Consider the following 17,450-nt stretch of genomic DNA (forward strand, 5'->3'; position numbering starts at 1 on the left):
AGTTATCATCTAAATTAGCTTCTAAATTTTTGGCTGATGACTCTTTATGTTGCTAAAAAGCAAAGGTGTTCAGACTTGGGCTAGACGCTTACATATCTATATTTCGATGGCGTTGCTACTAGTCACTCTATTTTTTGCGATAACAGGGATTACTCTAAATCGTCCTGAATTGTTTGAACGGAATGAGCCTATTGTTCAGCAGCATGCATTAGTCATCCCCGCAGCAAGCTTATTTTTATCTTCAACCAATTTTCAACCGAACCGTTCAGAAGTGATCGCGTACTTAAAGCAAGAAGTGCAACTTAGTGGTATGCCCTCGGCCTTGGATGTCTATACCGAAGTGGAAGCGGGCGAACTGCTCGTGGGTGAACTATCAATGGACTTTAAAGGTCCGGGCTATAACGCAACGGTGTTCGTCGATATGACCACAGGCGAGGCAGAAGTGGAAACGACGCACTACGGTATTGTCGCACTGCTTAATGATCTACACAAAGGACGCAATAGCGGTGATGTATGGAAATGGTTTATTGATGCCACTGCGCTATTGATGGTGTTTTTTGTGTTAACTGGTGTGTGTTTGTTGCTGCCGAAGAAAAAGACATTAAGAACGTCATTGCAATGGATGGGTTTTGGTACGGCTTTGTCGCTCATTATTTATATTGTCGCTGTTCCGTAACAGCTTATGCAGAGAAAAATACTATGTTGGTCCAAAAAAACATGTTGCTTACCTGCCACTGTTTTTGTCGTCGTTTTTTACGTACGGCTACTTTGGTGATAGCACTCTCTCCGTCGTCATTGCTGGCCGAACCGTTGCCGGATAATGCGAGAATCGATGTTGAGTTTGAACTGCCTAAAATCGACACATCTATGTATGCACGTCCTTATGTTGCTGTGTGGGTTGAAGATGAAAAGCGCAAACCGATCAAAACGATTGAGTTATGGGTTGGCAAAGACGAATGGCTCAAGGATCTACGCAGTTGGTGGAGAAAAGTTGGTCGTTACGATAGTGAATTGGTGGATGCGGTGACATCGGCCACTCGCCCCGCTGGTCAATACCGATTTGTTTGGGATGGCACCAACGATCAGGGGATTCGCATAGACCAAGGGGATTACACCCTATATATCGAAGTCGTACGTGAGCACGGCGGACGTAACTATTTACGTCAAAAAATGACGTTAGCGGATAGCGAAATACGCTACGAGATCGAACCAACTCAAGAGACGGGGGCTATCACCGTCAACTACCAAGTGAAGTGATAAAGGACGCAACAATGATAAACAAAGTGAAAGCCGCGACGTTAGTCGGTGTGCTAGCTGTGGGGTTAGCTGCAACAACAGTACAAGCACATCCACGCTGGGTTTTACCTTCTCATTTTACGGTATCAAAAGAAGGTGGGGATTGGCTGACGTTCGATGTGACCGCTTCTCATGGCACATTTGTTTTTGATAAGCCAGCAGGGAGTGATCAGGCGTTTGTGATCATGCCGGATGGCAGAAAAGAGCGCCCTAATTTTGTTGTACGTGGTAAACGCCGTTCTATGTTCGACTTCTTTTTTACTGAACAAGGAACGCATAAAGTTGCGATCAATAATCAACCGAGATACTTCACGCAGTACAAAGCGGGTCGTCGCGATACCGTGAAGTGGTCGCCAGCGAATAAGGTCGAACGTGCCGAACTGCTACCAGAACAAGCACGCGATGTGGTCACAATGCTGAGCTACACGCGAGCGGAGAGTTACATCACGGTGGGCATGCCGACGGACAAAGCATCCGAGATTGAAGGTAAGTTTCTTGAGATGAAGCCCGTGACGCACCCGTCAGACATTATTGAAGGCGAGCCTGTGACCTTCCAGTTCTACTTCAATGGAAAGCTTCAAAGTGGTGTGACTGCGGAAATTACTCGTGAAGGTACCTTGTATCGTAATCATCAAGAGCAGATTGAGGTTGTGAGTAATAGCAACGGTGAAGTGACGTTTACGCCAGAGGTGGCGGGTCGCTACCTTATGAAAGCGAACTACAAAGGGGACTTAATGGGTGATCCTTTAGCGGATAAAGCAAGCGCTAATGTGCATTTGACGTTTGAAGCTCAACTGAATTGATAAGCCCGTATCACGGATAAACCTCACTAATAAACAAGAGGGCTCGGATACACGAGCCTCTTTGGAATTGCGATGAACAACATTTCTCTCTCAAAAAAAGCCAACCTTTTAACCACCGCGATACTTTGCAGTGGATTTATCCCCTTAAAAGCTTTTGCTCACTTTCCTCTTATGAGTTGCTATTTCGAGCAGAATACTGTGGTTTGTGAGGCCGGTTATTCTGATGGTTCAAAGGCGGTTAGTTATGAAGTAGAAATGTTCGACTACGACGATAACTTGATTGCAAAAGAGACCACCGATAAGCGATCCATCGCCACATTCTCCAACCCTGAGACGGACTTCTATTTGGTGTTTGATGCTGGCCATGAAAGCCCAGTTGAAGTTGATGTTGTTGAGATCAACGAGAAATGACAACCCAAACCGTTCATCCAGACAATGGGAGTCGAGAAGGCAAGTGGGTCGCGTTAATGATCATTGTGATTCTTGCGTTTGCAGCCACATTATTACCTCATCATCAAGTGTCGACCAATGAAACTCAACTAGAGCCTTACCAAGTACATATGTCTGATTTGAATCAAGAGCAGATCGCGTTTATTGCTGATATCAAACTCGCGCATGAAGAAATTAGGGACCTGTACTTGGAATCAGGCGTTTGGCCAGAAATTAAACAGCTGGAAGCGCTTTGGATCGCTCCGTTTGTCAAAGATCAAAGTTGGAAACGGAAAGGCTCGCACCAATGGCAACGACTAAAGGATGGTGTCTATTTAGGTATTAAACACGATGAGCAAGGAGCCAGTTCAATGCTTTTAGACAGTCATAATGCGGAGGCAGACATCTGGTTTTCTGATCTGGATGATGGGCTAAGCATATCGGACGTAAGTGACCTTACTCAGCGTCAAGGTAATGGCTGGCGGCAGATAGTCACGACTCAATCAACTTCTCATTCTCACGCCCACTAAGTGATCATTTATGATATTGACTAACAAAACCTCGTATCTTCTACGTCGCGTGTTTGCCGTGGCTGCTTTGCTTGTTGTTTCCTCTTCTGGCTATGCAGCGGACAAACTCCGTGTCGGTATTACCCTTCAACCTTATTACAGCTACGTTGAAGCTGTTGTCGGTGATAAGGCGGACATTCTCCCGCTGGTGGATGCAGGCTTTAACCCGCATAACTACTTACCACAACCAAACGATCTCAAACGCCTAAGTGAAATGGATGTCATCGTTGTGAATGGCATTGGTCACGATGATTTCGCTTTAAAAGTCATTCAAGCATCTCAGCGTGAAGATTTGGTTGTGATAGAAGCCAATAAAGATGTCCCTCTATTGCCAGCAATGGGTCAATCTGTGGGGCAAGGGGCGGTGAATCCACATACCTTTGTTGGTTTATCTACGACGGTACAAAAAGTTTATACCATCGCCAGCGAGCTGGGTAAGGTTGATCCCGACAATGCGGCTTTTTACCGCCAAAATGCCCGCCAATATGCCAAGAAGTTCCGCTTGATGAAGCGCGATGCCATGATTTCTCTAGGCGAGTTGGATACTGCAGGAATGAAAGTTGCCACGACCCACAATGCTTACGGGTACATTCTGCAAGAATTTGGTGTGGATGTTGCGGCCGTCATTGAGCCCGCTCATGGTGTTGAGCCAAGCGCAAGTCAGTTGCAAGATACGATCGAAAAGATCCGCGAGTCCGGCATTGACGTGTTGTTTTATGAGCTCAATATGCCAAACCGATTTGTGGACACCATTGAAGAAGCGACCGGTGTTCGACTTTACCGTTTTTCGCACATGACTCACGGTGATTACCAAGCCGAAAAGGTCGAATTGGAGATGCGCGAAAATGTAGAAACATTGATTGAAGCCATGAAGTTTGTTGCGCGTAAGCGTTCTCAGGAGGTTACCTAATGACGGGGCCCTCTATCATATTGAACAGCGTCAGTTTACGCTACGGTGAACATGTTATTTTACAAGATATTACTGCTCGGTTTGAGGCGGGAAAGTGTCATGTCGTGATGGGGCCAAATGGTGGAGGAAAGACGTCTGTTCTGAGATCTGTTTTGGGCTTAACACCATTTAAGGGAAGTATTTCTTTGGATTGGGCCGGTGACCAACTAAACGCAAGCCAAATTGGCTATGTGCCGCAAAAAGCCATGTTTGAGTCCAGCTTGCCACTAACGGTTACAGACTTTGTTCTCCTTAATCAGACACGCGTGCCGTTGTTTTGGCGAAGTAAAACCAAGCAGAGCCAAAAAGCGTTGGCGCTACTAGATCGAGTTGGCATGGCGACGCGTTGTGACCGTCGTATGGGACAACTCTCTGGGGGTGAGCAACAACGCGTACTGCTTGCTCAGGCCTTATTGGATGATCCGCGTTTATTGGTATTAGATGAGCCAGCAACAGGGATGGATGAACAAGGGGTTCGCTATCTTGAAGGGCTCATTCGTGATGTGGTTCGAGAAGGGAAAACGGTTCTGGCGGTGCATCATGATGTAACGGCTGTGCGTCGATTGGATGCGCATGTTCATGTGGTCAATCGTCGAATTATCGACTCTGGTCATCATTCACAGGTACTTCAACCAGATCGTATTGAATCGCTGTTTAAGCACTATACCGGAGGGGTTGAAGCCGCATGATGGATTGGCTACGTGCGCTAGCAACCAATGGCGTTGAAGCAGGTTGGTTGAGCGACAGTTTTTCATACGCATTTATGGTGAATGCGATTGTGGCGGCATTCATACTAGGACCGTTACTCGGTGGGCTTGGAACCTTGGTGATTGCGAAACGACTGGCATTTTTCTCAGAGGCCGTGGGGCACGCGGCATTAACGGGCATCGCGATTGGTGTCTTACTCGGTGAACCACCTGAGAATCCCATCATTGGTTTGTTCAGCTTTTGTATGATTTTCGCGCTGCTGCTGCATTTTGTGCGCAACAGAACCAATGTGCCTTATGACACATTAGTCGGGGTTTTCCTTGCTCTTGCCTTGGCAGTGGGGGCGGCGTTATTGATGTACGTGGCGCGTAAAATCAATATTCACATGCTGGAAAACGTGTTGTTTGGCTCGATTTTGACGGTCACCGACAGAGACATCACCATACTTGCGGTCAGTTGCCTGATTATATTGCTTTTGCTGATCCCAACCTTCAATCGAATATTGCTGACCTGTATCAGTCCTGACATTGCGCGGGTACGAGGGTTTAATACCGGATTGTACGATTACTTGTTTGTAATGATGATCACGCTTGTGACCATCGCGGCGGTAAAAATTATCGGCGCGGTGTTGGTTGGGGCACTGTTATTAATTCCTGGTGCAACGGCTAGGTTGCTGACTGAGCGTATGGGTAGTTTTGTTTTGCTTTCATCGCTACTGGCGACGGTTGCGTGTTTGGTTGGCACCGTTCTCCCTATGGAGTTACAGCTGCCAGTACCATCAGGTGCTTCGATCATCATTGTTTCTGCGATATTTTTCTTAACCGCTACGGTTTACCGAATTATGCATATACCCAAATAACCCTCTATAAGTCATCAATTTTGAGTCAGCAATTATGAAGAAAAAAATACGGACGATAAGTTTAATGGCGCTGGCCTTATGTGCATCGTTAGCAAGCGCGAAAGATATCATTACCAGTACACCCGTAACCTACATGTTGGCAGAACAGCTCATGAAAGGTACGAGTGTGGAAACGCGTTACTTACCGCCAAAGCGTTACGGTATCGAGCGTTTAGTGAATTGGTTTTCGGATAAAGGAGCCACGACGGTTAAAACCGCGGGGCAAGAAGCCACGGTAGCGATAACCCTGAGTGCGATCTGGGAGCAAGATCCGACTTATATTTACGCTCGGCAGGGAAACATTCGTTTAATAGAAATTGATGCGTCACAAGCGCTCTCACCGCGTGCTCAAGGTGTGGCAACATTGACGTTAGGCAACGGAACCCGGTCTAAATACGCTTGGTTAAATCCAACTAACTTGATCCGAATGGCGGGTATTGTTGGTGAAGACCTACAAAAAGTCTATCCACAACATGCACAAGTGATTGAGCGCAATCAACAACGACTCATGTTGAATGTACGGACGCTCATCAACCAACAGCAGTCGATTATTTTTGATAAAGGGATTGATTCAGTCGTGTTAATGAGTAAAGCCTTAGAAGACTTTGCTTCCGGCAATCAGCTGTTTGTTGTCGGCCGTCAATTCAAGCCAGAATTTGAGTGGACGGAACACGACCAGCGTGCGTTGAAAGCTCAGTTTGAGCAAGATGAAACGCTGTGGTTAGTCACCGATAAACGACCTTCAAAATTACTCACGTCTCTGATTGGCGCTGAACGCATATTGCAAATAGATGCGATTGACCGTTGGGGAAGTCAAGGTGTTGATAGTGAACACCCACTTTCCGTTGGGGTTTGTAATCTCTGTGCGCTTACTAGGTAGAAAAATACCCGCTAAATCGCGGGTATTTTTTATAGGGACAAGGCCAACCTCATCGTTATGTTATTGCGTATTAAGTAAGTCCAAAAAGAATGCATATTCCAACGCGTCTTCTTTTATTCGTTTGAAGCGACCAGAGGCGCCACCGTGGCCAGCTTCCATATCAGTTTTGAAAACGAGGACATTGTTATCCGTCTTCATTTCACGTAATTTCGCCACCCACTTCATTGGTTCAAAATATTGGACCTGTGAATCGTGTAGGCCTGTCGTCACCAACATGTTGGGGTAATCTTGGGCTTTGACATTATCGTAGGGTGAGTAGCTCAGCATATAGTTGTAGTAGGCTTTGTCGTTCGGGTTGCCCCACTCATCATACTCATTAGTGGTTAATGGAATAGATTCATCCAGCATCGTGGTCACTACATCCACAAATGGGACATGAGCGGCGACACCGCGATACAACTCAGGTGCTTGGTTAATCACCGCCCCCATCAGAAGTCCGCCAGCGGAACCGCCAACCGCAAATACTTTGTCTTTGGCTCCGTAACCTTGTTCGACGAGTCCTTCCGTTACGTCAATAAAGTCGTTGAAAGTGTTTTGTTTAGTTAACTTTTTACCATCGTCATACCATGGGCGACCTAGCATTTCCGAACCACGAATATGGGCAATGACATAGACGAAACCACGGTCAAGCAAGCTTAAGCGAGTTGAACCAAAGGTGGGCTCGATAGTTGAACCGTAAGAACCGTACCCATATTGATAAATTGGATTGGTGCCATCTTTGTTAAATAAGTCTTTACGATAAACCAAAGAAACGGGGATTTGCTTGCCGTCGCGTGCTTTGATCATGATTCGTTCAGATTGATAGTTATCAGCACTAAAATCGCCAAGTACGGGCGTTTGCTTCATAATTTCTGCTTTGCCCGTCTTGAGGTCAAAGTCAAAGTAGGTTCCCGGTGTCGTCAAGCTACTGTAGTAGAGACGGACCTTCTTATTATCTAACTCATAGTTCCCCGTTAGATAGGCGGCAAATGCCGTGTCATGAAATTCCAGTGGAAATTCCTTACCCGTAGATAGTTCGCGCACGGTGACCGTTGACAGGCCATTGCTACGTTGTTCATACACCATATGATCATCGAACAGTTCGAAGTCGACGAGCTGAACATCATCATCCGCAGGAATGACATCTCGCCACTTGGAACGGTCGTGAATGTCTTGCTTGCGCACTTTCATCAGTCGGAAGTTCACCGCTTGTTCATTGGTGTAGATGTAATACCAGTGGTTTAATTTCGCAATGCTGTATTCGACGCCTTCTTTCAATGGCAAAAACAGTGTTGCTTTCGACTTAGGATCGTTGGCATCAATAATGGAAACACCACTGGTTTCGGTACTGGAGTGCCAAATATAGATTTCTTCGCCATCTTTACTCTTACTAATGTGCGTGTAGTAGGCGGTATTCGTCTCTTCATAAATCAGTTCATCTTTACTTTGTGCAGTGCCTAATGTGTGGCGATAAACTTGATAACCTAATAGGGTTTGCGGATCTTTTTTAATGTAGTAAAACGCTTGGTTGTCATTTTGCCAAGCGATGGCACTCGATGCGCCTTCAATTTCATCTTTAAGATAGTTTCCGGAGGTTAAATCTTTAACTTTTATGGTGTAAATACGACGACTTAACGTATCTTCCCCGTACGCCAACAAGTTCTCGTTAGGACTGACATACAACCCACCAATATTGAAGAACTCATGCCCCTTAGCAAGTGCATTTACATCCAAGATGACTGACTTATCAGTGCCAGCGAAATCCCTAGAGCGCAGATGAACTTCGTATTCGTTGTCGCCAGAAACCTCACTCGAATAGAAATAGCTTCCTTTACGAACGGGCACGGAATTATCGTCTTTAGCTATTCGGTTTTTAATTTCTTCAAACAACTCTTTTTGCAATGCTTCGGTGTGTTTAAGCACCGTATCCGCGTATTGGTTTTCTTGTTCGAGGTGCTGCAAGACTTCTGAGTCTTTACGCTCATCATCACGCATCCAGTAATAGTTATCGATGCGAGTGTCTCCATGTATGGTCATAGTGTGGGGGATTTTTTTCGCCACAGGGGCCAGCGTTTGTTGGGCAATAGTTTGCAATTGAGACTGATGATTCATGGTCGAATTTCCTTGATGACTGCATCCACTGGCCAGTACTAATGGTATGGTTAACATAGTAAGAGTGAAACGCATCGGTGAGTCCTTATATCTGATCAATTCATATCTGATGACTGAACTACTGTGATTAATGGTATTACTTGTAGCAAGCATTAGTCTGAATATGAAATCAACATTACTTGTTATGAGAACAGGATATACGAGGTGGCAAAAAAAAGGGCATACTTTCGCATACCCTGATGTTATTTACGGTGAAACCTAGATCACTTGTGGTATCTCGTTGGTATGGTCTGGCCTACGATTGATCCAACGAAGCCCCAGCATAGCAATGAACGACATCGCCATCATCAGTAACCCTAAAGGCATTTGATTATGCGCTGGGAATAGAGAGGCGAGGAGGGTAGCTACACCCGCTCCTAAGTTTTGCATCCCGCCGAGCGCTGCCCCCGCCGTCCCCGCATGGCATGGGAATGGAGAAATTGCGCCCGTTGTTGCTGCAGGAAACAAGATGCCCGCACCTAAAAAATAGATCGTGCTCCGCCGACTAAGGTTAAAGCGGTCGTAAGTCCGAACAGGCCAGGTACTAATATCGTCGCGGAACCAATAAAAATGGCCACCAAACCGACGTTCAGCGCGCGGCGCATGGATCGGCGTCGTGCAATATAACTCGACAACCCCGAACCAATTAAGTATCCCGGGATCGGTATAATAAACAGTAAGCTTACCGTGGTCGCAGGTAAAGCTAAGACACCACCTAAGAGCACACCAGCTGCAGCCTCGAAGACGCCAACGCCAGCGAACGTCGCGACGAGACAGATCAAAAAGCCTTGGAAACGTCGGTCAGACAATACGTATTTGTAGCTTTGTGTGACGGCTTCATAATGGCGCTTCTCTTTAGGTAGTGTCTCCATCATGCTCGTCATCATGGTGATCACAACTGCCACGCCGAATAATGCTAGGAACAAGTAGCTGGATCGCCAACCAAATGCTTCAGTTAAATAACCGCCTAAAAGTGGCGCCATCAATGGTGAGAACAGTATACACATGCTAATCAAGCTGTTAGCTCGATGGAGTTCGGCACCGTCAAAACAATCGCGGGTTAAGGTTCGTGCCATTGCACCACCGCAACCAATACCAAGCCCCTGGATAAAGCTGCCAACCAAGAACCATTCAAATTGATGGGCAAATAAAGCCACTAACGTACCCGCAAGGTAAATCAACAGACCGGAAACAATGATCGGTTTACGGCCAAGACGATCAGACAATGGACCATAGATGAACTGCGATAAGCCGTATGGGATCAAATAGCACGCCATCACAGCCTGCAAAGATGAAGCAGAAACAAAAAACTCATTTGCCATATGACCAATGGAAGGGACATACATGGTCTGAGTCATTTGACCCACCGCTGTTAATAGAGCAATTAAAAGAGTAAGTTTGACTAATGGAAATGAAGCTGACATTTACGAAAATCTCCAAAAGTTTAAGACGTAAAATAGCTGAGTCCTCCGAATGGAGTACTATTGTTTTTCTAGAAATACTGGGTGGTATGGGCGAGATATTAATTCTTGGCCCAATAATTAGCAATTGAAATAAGCAGCGTTAAGCAAGATAAAAATCTATGATTTGGATTAGTAAAACTAATCTAAAATGGGCGTGGGATGCGTTTAGGGAACTGGGGGAGATGAGCGACTTTGCGCTCATCTGGAGTTAAGATGCCAGTAAGTGAGACTGACTAGGATCGACCAATACTTTGTCTGACATCGCCTGACGCCCTAATAGCATCATGTAGGTCATGTTTTCACGGTTGGTTAGAGTAATGTCGATTGGCCACTGCTGATCTTTCATACGCATCATCGTCGTGATGACGCAACGATGCTCAAACGTGCCATTGGAGGACTTTACTTTGCGATTGGCTTTTAATGGCGCTGTACAGCGTACGACTTGCTCTAGATGGTAAATATCCGGATGCAGATCGAACTCGACATAAAAACGGCCATCTTTCTTAAAGCACTCTATGTTATCGACATGCAGTGAGGACGTTTTTGCGCCCGTATCGATACGTGCTTCTAAGTGAGTAATGCCTAACTCCGGCAAACAAATCGCTTCCGCATTGCCAATGATTATTTTATTGTTCATGTTTTTGTCTTCCTAGCGGAGACCAATGAGTGGTCCCCATACTATTTAGGCGTTATCACCCTTTACCACGAGTGCGGTTTGCATTTGGTTTCGCGTTCTTTTCGATAAAATCGAAAATCATTCCAGCCACATTTTTTTTCGTTGCCAGCTCGATTCCTTCAAGACCTGGAGATGAATTGACTTCCATGACCACAGGACCATTTTTCGATTGAAGAATATCCACACCACATAAATTCAGCCCCATAACTTTGGCTGCGTTGATTGCAGTCGCACGCTCTTCCTTGCTCAATCTTACCAGTTGCGCAGAGCCACCGCGGTGAAGGTTAGAGCGGAACTCCCCTTCTTTTGCTTGACGCTTCATCGCTGCAATGACTTTATTTCCGACCACGAAACAACGAATGTCGGCCCCTTTTGCTTCTTCGATAAACTCTTGCACCATGATGTTGGCTTTGAGCCCCATAAACGCTTCAATGACACTTTCTGCCGCTTTATTCGTTTCAGCCAGTACTACGCCAATACCTTGTGTTCCTTCAAGCAGTTTGATTACCAGAGGAGCCCCTCCTACATTTTTGATAACGTCTTGGATGTTGTCTGGGTGATGAGCAAACCCTGTACGTGGCAAGCCAACGCCTTTACGCGACAACAGCTGCAACGAACGAAGTTTGTCACGTGAGCGGCTGATTGCTACAGACTCGTTGACACAAAATGTACCCATCATTTCAAACTGACGGACTACGGCTGCACCGTAAAATGTAATTGATGCGCCAATACGAGGAATGACCGCGTCGTACTCTGGTAACTCTTCACCCTTATAACGAATTTTGGGGTTATTACTCGTAATATCCATGTAGCAGTGGAGCGTATCAATCACATCAATTTGATGTCCGCGCTCTTCGCCTGCTTCTTTGAGGCGCATGGTTGAATATAAATTCTCGTTACGAGAGAGGATAGCAATACGCATGGCAATTCCTTAGTCAGTCAGTACCAAAATAAAAAACATTAAGTTTAAGTATAGAATGTCGTAGGCAGATGATCCTGATATGACAGGATCTACTTACTTTAAATGCTTTATACCCAAGTATTTTTTTGAGGATGGTGGGTATAGAAAAGTAGCAGAGTAACCACTTTGTCAGAGGTGCGAACCTTAGGTGGTTTTATAAAGAGAAGAAAGAGAAAAATACGCGTCGTAACGACAAAAAACTTTTATCGATACTCGGCGGCTATTCGCGACGAAAGGTGTTCTCGCTAAAATAAAACCCCGCCTGGTTTCCCAGACGGGGTCTATTCTTTTTCGCAGCAATCCGGCTACTATAGGTGCTCCCTGCATCTATCCTTGATAGTGGCTAATTCCTTTAACCGATTTCCCTGTTCATCGCCTTCCTAGCGGTGTCCATTCTGGCCTGTCATCCTGACGGGCGAACTCTATCCTAGAGTATGTGACTTCCTTGCTGATAACTCGTCCTAAGCCATCAAATCTTCGTCCTGAAGATACCTAATCCATTAGGCTTTTTCCTGTTCCTGCCAACATCCTGTCGACAACTGCAGTATTGATGTTTTGACGATTTCGCTCAATTACTCTCTGAAAAATATTTTTTAGCCCTGTTTGTGTTTCTGGTGTTAAGTTATTAATTTTCAGTCAGTTAAAATAAAAACAAGCTTGCTTCTTAATCACGGCTGGTCTTTTTGCTTACACTCTTTGTAAGAGATCTCGCACAACTTTAGTGGTGAATATATTCATCAATGGCGTTTTACGTTTGGCAAACGTTTGCTTTGGATCACAGTTTAATTGCGGAAAAAATACTGTTGTGAAGAATGAGAAAATAATTACATTTAACACTAGACTTTTGAATTGTAATTGTGGTAATAGTTTACTTTCACTTCGTAAGTTCTTATGAAGTTTCAATGACAGATACAGACGGGAACTTGGTTGACATTTTTCTGTCATATCTGTTGAGTAGTTTGATCGTGTCTCGCAATCTTTCGTGCATTTGCATAGAAACAAGGACTCAAAAGGCGTCTATTTTTTGTCGCTGTCCTGTGAAAAAATCATGGTTAAATTACTGATTCCTATGTAGATTCAATAGGAAAAATAACCTTAGACAATAAGCTCACCAAGAGCGTTACTTATACAAAATGAGGGAGAATCACTATGAAAAAAATGAGAAGAGCTCAGTTACATCGTGTTCGTATCCAATACTGGAAAGATACGAAAGACACACCAGCTAAAAAATCATAACCGTAAAATTCATAGTTCTAAAAATCTTAGTTAAAAAATCAGTTGTTAATAATTAGCGCAATTCGTTAATTATAAGCACGACACAGAGCTGGCAAAGGGAGACCGACTTCCTTGTTCTGCCAGCTCAAAAACGTCCCCGTATACAGTTCCCAACTTTTTAAACAGTTTTTCGAATTAAAACAATTGTCGTGTTTTAATTCGCTCTACTGATCTACAAATGTTTTCTCTGTAATTCACCGGTAAGCTTATTTAGCGCTATTGCCCTCTAACTCTCAACTAAGGGTGCCGTGCCAAATACTGCTTACGCTATAGGGTTGTTTGCACTCATAGATAGTTTGCGTCAACTAAGTCACTTGCTTGTGCGCTTTTCACTTCAGGGCGAGCTTGTAGCCAAGCAACGACTTGAGCTTTTTGCTCTTCTGTGGCGCTACCGTAGCGCTCTGTTGAGCATAGAAAGCCTTCAAACAGCTCTAGTCCACCACCGCCGAAGCATAAGCCCAAACCGTCAATGTAGTCGACAAACTCATCAACGAATACATCATAACGGTCAAAGTCAGTGATGTCGGTTTCACAACTCACCTCAAATCCTAAAATAGCGAATTCTCCCAGAAACAGTTTCTTGCGAATACGGCGACTTTTATTTTCAATTCTATCTAATTTCATGATTATCTCTTTGAGTAGGTAGGTTTGCTGCCCCTTATACATTTAATGCAACCACAACCCAAGTAAAATCCTAATGAACGTGCACATGTGATGATTATTTGTTCGAATAAGTTTTAATTAACCGCTAACGCTCTCGAGACTCACAAGCGGCGATGTAATATTTGAGCAATATAACTTTCATTGTTGTCGATCATTTCTGTCATATTTTTTCGCCAAAATTCTCCTCGCTCAATTATTTATAAAAGTCATTATTCATAAAATAAATGATTAAAAACTAAATTTAACATTAGGAAAGTAAAACCATGAGTAAGGAAACCTTTGACGCGACGCGTTATAACCAGAGCAACAACAAACCTTTTGAAGATGTATTAGAAGCGAGCCTATCTCGACGCAGCATTCTTAAAGGTGGTTTAGGTATCAGTGCAATGACGGCATTCGGTGCCTTTGGATTAGCAGGTTGTAACTCATCAAGCTCAGGCTCATCAACAGCGAAAGGTGCAAGTGCTTCAAGCGCCGTACTGAATTTTGATTCAATTCCAGGTTCGTTAACTGACGCGGTTTCTATTCCTTCAGGCTATCAGGCTCAAGTATTGGTACCTTGGGGCACCCCGTTAAATGCTCAAGGTGGCGCATGGAAGAGTGACGGTACAAATACGGGAAATGATCAGTTAAACGCGCTAGGAATGCACCACGACGGCATGCACTTCTTCCCATTAAATGACAGCACAACCGATGGTTTGCTATGTATTAACCATGAATACATCGACCAAGGAGCATTGCATCCAAATGGTCCTACGGTGGAAAATGGTGTTCGCACTATCGTTGATGAAGTGCGTAAAGAGATTAACGCACATGGTGTTTCTGTTGTGCGCATTCAGCTCGAGAATAATCAATGGAAGCTGGTTGATGCTGACCCGCTTAACCGCCGTTATACGGGCGCAACGGTCATGGACTTATCTGGTCCAGTCGCGCATACCGCATTAACCGCGACACGTTTCTCACCAGACGGAAGCCAAGCGCGTGGTACATTGAACAACTGCGGTAATGGATACTCACCTTGGGGAACTTACTTAACCTGTGAAGAAAACTGGCCGGGCTATTTTGTTAATGCTGGGACGCGCACAGAAGATCAAGATCGTATTGGTGTTGATGCTCAAGGCACCCGTTATGGTTGGGATACCTTAGCAGGTAACGCCGAAGAGCGTTTGGAGGAATTCACTCGCTTTAATGTCGCTCCAACTGGCGCATCAGCAACGGATGATTACCGTAACGAAGCGAATGGCCACGGCTACATCGTTGAAATCGATCCTTATACACAAAACTCGCGTGCGAAAAAACGTACAGCGCTTGGCCGCTTCCGTCACGAAGGTTGTGCGTACGGTAAATTGGAAGAGGGCAAGCCAGTCGTATTCTACTCTGGTCACGACTCTCGCTTTGAGTACTTGTACAAGTTTGAATCTGCAGCTGCATGGGATCCAGCGGATGCGAATCCAAGTAACCGCCTTGCGACAGGTGACAAGTACATGGATGAAGGCACACTATACGTGGCGCACTTCAACGAAGATGGCTCAGGCACTTGGTTGCCACTGACGTTGGATAGCGTAACGACAAACGGTGGGACACTTGCGGATCATTTTGATTCATTGGCTGCTATCATCATTAACACCGCTGGCGCTGCTGACCTTGTTGGTGCAACACCAATGGACCGCCCAGAGTGGTGTACAGTAGATCCGTTCACTGGCACGGTATACCTGACATTGACCAACAATACAAAGCGTACTTCAGATACAAACGCGGCAAACCCACGCTTAAACAACAAGTTTGGTCACGTGATTCGTTGGGATGAAGGTGAAACATCAACGGAATTTACTTGGGATATCTTTGTCTTTGGTGCGCCTGCAAATGGTGACGCAGATACCAACCGTTCAAGTTTAACTGAGCTTAACCAGTTTGCGAGCCTGATGGTTTATCATTTGATTCACGAGGTATTCTCTGGATTCAAACTGATAATGGTGCCGATGAAGTCACTTCGTACACCAACGACCAAATGCTCGCGGTTGTACCTTCGACTTTGACTGACGAAGATGGCAACCCAGCGGTAATTAGTGCCGATAACCAAGCGCAACTCAAACGCTTCTTTGTGGGACCAAATGGCTGTGAAGTCACTGGGTTTACTATCAGTCCAGATCACAAGTCTTTGTTTGTGAACATCCAACACCCAGGCAACTGGCCATACAGTGATGATGCTGCCGAGGAAACGCCTGCTGGAACCACGGTTCGTCCGCGTGCGTCTACGGTGGTGATTCGTCGTGAAGATGGTGGCGAGATCGCGGTGTAATATCTGTCTATCTGCTGTCGATTTCTAGAAACAAGGCCCTGATCACGATCAGGGCCTTTTTACCTCTGTCTCGTTTCCTTACTATGATTCACATACCTATTGATTTTTCGTTAATCGATTACAGAGGCGCTATGAATTCAGTCTATGACTACGTCATCGTTGGAGGCGGCATCGTCGGCGTGTCTACGGCATGGCAATTACAACAACGTTATCCTGACAGTACGATTTTGCTGGTGGAAAAAGAGCCGCGGCTTGCTCAGCATCAAACTGGTCACAACAGCGGTGTGATCCACGCAGGGGTTTACTACGCGCCTGGGAGTTTAAAAGCCGATTTTTGTAAGCGCGGCGTCGACCGTACATTGGCATTTTGTGCCGAACACAATATATCGGTAGAAAACTGTGGCAAACTTCTGGTCGCGACTAACGATCAAGAAGTGGAACGGATGCACGAGCTTTATCAGCGTTGTCAGGTCAATGAGATTGACGTCGAGCTATTAGATCAAACACAGTTGAAACTCGCAGAGCCTAATATAACTGGGTTAGGCGCTATTTACGTAAAATCCACCAGTATTGTCGACTATCAACAAGTGACCAAGCACATGGCGCATGAATTTCAAAATCTTGGTGGAACAGTTAGCTTGAGAACGAAAGTCTCAGCAGCCAAAGAGCAGGATGAACATGTGTTGCTGACTTGTTATTCTGATGGGCAACCCGTGAATATCAATGCCAAGTTCCTGGTCACATGCAGTGGCTTAATGGCCGATCGCATGACCAAAATGATGGGTATTAAGACGGATTTTCAAATCATCCCGTATCGAGGTGAATACTATCGACTGGACAGCAAACACAATCACGTAGTCAATCACCTTATTTATCCCATTCCCGATCCGGATTTACCGTTTTTGGGTGTTCACTTAACTCGAATGATTGACGGTTCAGTTACCGTTGGGCCAAATGCCGTACAAGGTTGGAAACGCGAGGGTTATGCTAAGATTAATTTCAGTCTTAGAGATACGCTGCAAATGCTCAGTTTCTCGGGATTTTGGAAAGTTACTCACAAGCACCTTCGTACGGGAATCGCTGAGTTTAAAAACTCGTGGTGGAAACCCGGTTATTTAAAGTTAGTGAATAAATACTGCCCAAGCATTCGATCTCAGGATCTAAAACCGTATCCTGCAGGCATTCGAGCACAAGCCGTCCTATCTGACGGTACACTGGTTCATGATTTTTTATTTGCTGAAAGCGCAAGAAGTTTGCATGTCTGCAATGCGCCTTCACCTGCCGCCACATCTGCCATGCCTATCGGGGAATACATTTGCAATAAAGTAAGAGATAAATTGGACGCGCAAGTAAATATAGGTGAGGAGGCAGAAACCGCTTGAGCTGAATTG

14 protein-coding genes and 2 pseudogenes are annotated in these 17,450 nt (G+C 45.2%); 11 read left to right on the top strand and 5 right to left on the bottom strand.

The annotated features are described in order from the left end of the window. Positions 1 to 46 precede the first annotated feature (46 nt). The 9 genes from SU60_RS15410 to SU60_RS15450 all read left to right on the top strand — a co-directional run bounded on the left by SU60_RS15410 (position 47) and on the right by SU60_RS15450 (position 6,532). Positions 47 to 676 carry a PepSY-associated TM helix domain-containing protein gene (locus SU60_RS15410; RefSeq protein ID WP_041156299.1) on the top strand — a complete coding sequence of 210 codons (630 nt, stop codon included), beginning with the start codon at positions 47 to 49 and terminating at the stop codon, positions 674 to 676. 41 nt (positions 677 to 717) lie between these two features. Continuing rightward, positions 718 to 1,257: a DUF2271 domain-containing protein gene (locus tag SU60_RS15415; RefSeq protein ID WP_041156377.1), complete on the top strand. Its 540-nt coding sequence runs from the start codon at positions 718 to 720 to the stop codon at positions 1,255 to 1,257. A 14-nt stretch (positions 1,258 to 1,271) separates the two neighbouring features. Continuing rightward, the gene (locus SU60_RS15420; protein ID WP_041156300.1) at positions 1,272 to 2,099 is read left to right on the top strand and encodes a DUF4198 domain-containing protein; all 828 of its coding nucleotides are present in this window, start codon (positions 1,272 to 1,274) and stop codon (positions 2,097 to 2,099) included. Positions 2,100 to 2,171: 72 nt separating this feature from the next. Further along, positions 2,172 to 2,510 (top strand): hypothetical protein, encoded by a 339-nt coding sequence (locus SU60_RS15425; protein WP_041156301.1) that lies wholly within the window; start codon positions 2,172 to 2,174, stop codon positions 2,508 to 2,510. After that, positions 2,507 to 3,058 (top strand): DUF6162 family protein, encoded by a 552-nt coding sequence (locus tag SU60_RS15430; RefSeq protein ID WP_041156302.1) that lies wholly within the window; start codon positions 2,507 to 2,509, stop codon positions 3,056 to 3,058. The genes SU60_RS15425 and SU60_RS15430 overlap by 4 nt, the downstream gene beginning before the upstream one ends. A 10-nt stretch (positions 3,059 to 3,068) precedes the next feature. Then, positions 3,069 to 4,007, top strand: coding sequence for a metal ABC transporter solute-binding protein, Zn/Mn family (locus SU60_RS15435; RefSeq protein WP_041156303.1), 939 nt, complete (start codon positions 3,069 to 3,071; stop codon positions 4,005 to 4,007). Next, positions 4,007 to 4,735, top strand: a complete 729-nt coding sequence (locus SU60_RS15440) for a metal ABC transporter ATP-binding protein (RefSeq protein WP_041156304.1) — start codon at positions 4,007 to 4,009, stop codon at positions 4,733 to 4,735. Before SU60_RS15435 ends, SU60_RS15440 begins: the two co-directional genes overlap by 1 nt. After that, a complete protein-coding gene (locus tag SU60_RS15445; protein WP_041156378.1) occupies positions 4,735 to 5,613 on the top strand; it encodes a metal ABC transporter permease in 879 nt (292 codons plus the stop codon). Before SU60_RS15440 ends, SU60_RS15445 begins: the two co-directional genes overlap by 1 nt. A 34-nt stretch (positions 5,614 to 5,647) precedes the next feature. Then, entirely contained in the window at positions 5,648 to 6,532 is an 885-nt protein-coding gene (locus SU60_RS15450) for a metal ABC transporter substrate-binding protein (RefSeq protein WP_052481549.1), read from the top strand. A 60-nt stretch (positions 6,533 to 6,592) separates the two neighbouring features. Here SU60_RS15450 and SU60_RS15455 read toward each other — a convergent pair whose 3' ends face one another. The 5 genes and pseudogenes from SU60_RS15455 to SU60_RS15475 form a co-directional block, all read right to left on the bottom strand. Further along, positions 6,593 to 8,758, bottom strand: coding sequence for a S9 family peptidase (locus SU60_RS15455; protein ID WP_041156305.1), 2,166 nt, complete (start codon positions 8,756 to 8,758; stop codon positions 6,593 to 6,595). Positions 8,759 to 8,941: 183 nt separating this feature from the next. Next, positions 8,942 to 10,146, bottom strand: a pseudogene (gene emrD / locus SU60_RS15460) (multidrug efflux MFS transporter EmrD). A gap of 247 nt (positions 10,147 to 10,393) precedes the next feature. Further along, positions 10,394 to 10,822, bottom strand: a complete 429-nt coding sequence (locus SU60_RS15465) for an ATP-dependent zinc protease family protein (protein WP_041156306.1) — start codon at positions 10,820 to 10,822, stop codon at positions 10,394 to 10,396. Positions 10,823 to 10,877: 55 nt separating this feature from the next. Then, on the bottom strand, positions 10,878 to 11,783 hold the full coding sequence (gene rimK / locus SU60_RS15470; RefSeq protein ID WP_041156307.1) for a 30S ribosomal protein S6--L-glutamate ligase: 906 nt from the start codon (positions 11,781 to 11,783) through the stop codon (positions 10,878 to 10,880). Between the two features lie 1,599 nt (positions 11,784 to 13,382). After that, positions 13,383 to 13,721, bottom strand: coding sequence for a YggL 50S ribosome-binding family protein (locus SU60_RS15475; protein ID WP_041156308.1), 339 nt, complete (start codon positions 13,719 to 13,721; stop codon positions 13,383 to 13,385). Between the two features lie 302 nt (positions 13,722 to 14,023). On the opposite strand from SU60_RS15475, the pseudogene SU60_RS15480 reads away from it, so the two are divergent. Both SU60_RS15480 and lhgO read left to right on the top strand, forming a co-directional pair. Continuing rightward, positions 14,024 to 16,059, top strand: a pseudogene (locus SU60_RS15480) (PhoX family protein). A gap of 131 nt (positions 16,060 to 16,190) precedes the next feature. Next, a complete protein-coding gene (lhgO, locus tag SU60_RS15485) occupies positions 16,191 to 17,441 on the top strand; it encodes an L-2-hydroxyglutarate oxidase (protein WP_041156309.1) in 1,251 nt (416 codons plus the stop codon). Positions 17,442 to 17,450: the final 9 nt, after the last annotated feature.

Origin of the sequence: Vibrio mytili (assembly GCF_000830505.1) — a bacterium.
Lineage (GTDB): Bacteria > Pseudomonadota > Gammaproteobacteria > Enterobacterales > Vibrionaceae > Vibrio > Vibrio mytili.

Coding starts and splice junctions, on each gene's coding strand:
- SU60_RS15475 (WP_041156308.1), bottom strand. CDS start 13,721: ATGAAATTAGATAGAATTGAAAATAAAAGTCGCCGTATTCGCAAGAAA.
- SU60_RS15430 (WP_041156302.1), top strand. CDS start 2,507: ATGACAACCCAAACCGTTCATCCAGACAATGGGAGTCGAGAAGGCAAG.
- SU60_RS15445 (WP_041156378.1), top strand. CDS start 4,735: ATGGATTGGCTACGTGCGCTAGCAACCAATGGCGTTGAAGCAGGTTGG.
- SU60_RS15455 (WP_041156305.1), bottom strand. CDS start 8,758: ATGCGTTTCACTCTTACTATGTTAACCATACCATTAGTACTGGCCAGT.
- SU60_RS15450 (WP_052481549.1), top strand. CDS start 5,648: ATGAAGAAAAAAATACGGACGATAAGTTTAATGGCGCTGGCCTTATGT.
- lhgO (WP_041156309.1), top strand. CDS start 16,191: ATGAATTCAGTCTATGACTACGTCATCGTTGGAGGCGGCATCGTCGGC.
- rimK (WP_041156307.1), bottom strand. CDS start 11,783: ATGCGTATTGCTATCCTCTCTCGTAACGAGAATTTATATTCAACCATG.
- SU60_RS15425 (WP_041156301.1), top strand. CDS start 2,172: ATGAACAACATTTCTCTCTCAAAAAAAGCCAACCTTTTAACCACCGCG.
- SU60_RS15435 (WP_041156303.1), top strand. CDS start 3,069: ATGATATTGACTAACAAAACCTCGTATCTTCTACGTCGCGTGTTTGCC.
- SU60_RS15440 (WP_041156304.1), top strand. CDS start 4,007: ATGACGGGGCCCTCTATCATATTGAACAGCGTCAGTTTACGCTACGGT.
- SU60_RS15420 (WP_041156300.1), top strand. CDS start 1,272: ATGATAAACAAAGTGAAAGCCGCGACGTTAGTCGGTGTGCTAGCTGTG.
- SU60_RS15465 (WP_041156306.1), bottom strand. CDS start 10,822: ATGAACAATAAAATAATCATTGGCAATGCGGAAGCGATTTGTTTGCCG.
- SU60_RS15415 (WP_041156377.1), top strand. CDS start 718: ATGTTGCTTACCTGCCACTGTTTTTGTCGTCGTTTTTTACGTACGGCT.
- SU60_RS15410 (WP_041156299.1), top strand. CDS start 47: ATGTTGCTAAAAAGCAAAGGTGTTCAGACTTGGGCTAGACGCTTACAT.